This window comes from Leucobacter sp. M11 (assembly GCF_035726885.1).
In the GTDB taxonomy this organism is placed as follows: domain Bacteria; phylum Actinomycetota; class Actinomycetes; order Actinomycetales; family Microbacteriaceae; genus JAPFRB01.
In genome coordinates this window covers 234,721-236,421 of sequence record NZ_JAPFRB010000004.1, presented here as the reverse complement: position 1 = coordinate 236,421, position 1,701 = coordinate 234,721, and the positions used below count along the sequence as shown (strand labels likewise).

Annotated in this window: 1 protein-coding gene; it reads right to left on the bottom strand. The window is 73.7% G+C overall.

What is annotated here, in order from left to right; all coding sequences use genetic code 11:
- Positions 1–13 precede the first annotated feature (13 nt).
- Positions 14–1,648: an ABC transporter ATP-binding protein gene (locus OOT08_RS13090; RefSeq protein WP_325093195.1), complete on the bottom strand. Its 1,635-nt coding sequence runs from the start codon at positions 1,646–1,648 to the stop codon at positions 14–16.
- Positions 1,649–1,701: the final 53 nt, after the last annotated feature.

Genomic DNA, 1,701 nt, shown 5'->3' with positions numbered 1-1,701 from the left:
CACGGCGGGGAGGTCAGATGAGGAAGGTGCCCGCGCGGGCGGCGCGGCGGCCGGGGATGGCGTCGATGAGCCCCCGGGTCACCGGGTGCTGCGGGGCGTCGAAGACGGCCGCGGTGGCACCGGATTCCACGACCCGGCCCGCGCTCATCACCGAGACGGTGTGCGAGAGCTGCCGGACGACCGCGAGGTCGTGGGAGATGAACAGGTAGCTGACCCCGGTCTCGCGCTGGAGCTCCCCGAGCAGGGCAAGGATCTGGGCCTGCACCGTGACGTCGAGCGCGGAGACGGCCTCGTCGAGCACGACGAGGCCCGGCTCGAGGATGAGCGCGCGGGCGATGGAGACCCGCTGGCGCTGCCCGCCGGACAGCTCCCCGGGGAGCCGGGTCAGGACGCTCGCGGGGAGCGCGACCCGGTCCAGCATGGCGGCGGTGCGGGTCCGTCGCGCGGCCGCCGAGTCCGTGCCGTAGTTCCGGAGGGGCTCGGCGATGATCTCCCCGATCCGCTGGCGGGGGTCGAGGGAGCCGAAGGGATTCTGCGACACCATCTGCACGGAGCGCCGCAGCTCGCGCCTGGCCGCGCCGCGCAGGGTCGTCATCTCCTGCCCGAGTATCCGGACGCTGCCCGCGGTCGGGCGTTGCAGCCCGAGCACGATCCGGGCGGCGGTGGTCTTTCCCGAGCCGGACTCCCCCACGATGGCGTGGGTGCTCCCCGCGGCGACCCGGAAGGACACGTCGTCCACCGCGAGCTGCCGCGCGCGCGGGCGGCCGAATTCCTGGCGCAGCCCGGTCGCGAGCAGCACCTCCGCCGCGCCCTCGGCCACGGGGGCGGGCCCGTCGACCGGGGCCGCGTCGCGCACCCGGATCGTGGCGATGGCGGGGGCGTCGCGAAGCAGTCGATCCGTGTAGGGATTCGCCGGATTCAGCAGCACGTCCTGGGTCGGCCCGGACTCCTGGACGACGCCGTCCTTCAGGACGAGGAGCCGATCTGAGCGGTCCGCGGCAACCGCGAGGTCGTGCGTGATCATGAGCACTGCGGTGCCCGAGTCGCGGCGCAGCTCATCGATCAGGTCCAGGATCGTCTGCTGCACCGTCACGTCAAGCGCGCTCGTGGCCTCGTCCGCGATGAGCAGGGCGGGCTTCAGCGCGATGGCCCCGGCGATCAGGACGCGCTGCTTCATCCCGCCGGAGAGCTGGTGCGGGAACTGGCCCGCTCGCAGCTCGGGGTCGGGGATCCCGACGTACTCGAGCAGTTCGAGTACCCGGCGACGACGCGCGGTCCGGTCGCCCCAGCGGTGGATGCGCAGCACCTCGGCCACGGACTCGCCGATGCGTTTGACCGGGTTCAGCGAGGCGTTGGGGTCCTGCGGAATCCAGCCGATGCCGGTGCCGCGCACCGCGCGGAAGCGGCGCTCGTCCCAGTCGGTGACGTCGAGCTCGCCGAGGCGGACCCGGCCCGCCGTGATCCGCCCGTTGGCGGCGAGGAGCCCGGTGGCGGCCTGGGCCGCGGTGGTCTTTCCGGAGCCGGACTCCCCGACGACGGCGAGCACCTCGCCCGCCGCCAGGGTGAGGGAGAGCCCCCGCACCGCGTCGACTCGGTCCCGGCCGAGCGCGTAGGAAACCCGGAGGTCGTCGATCGTGAGGATGCTCATGCGGTGCGCCCCTGTCCGGCGATGACGGCGCTCAGCCGGTTCGCGCTCATCAC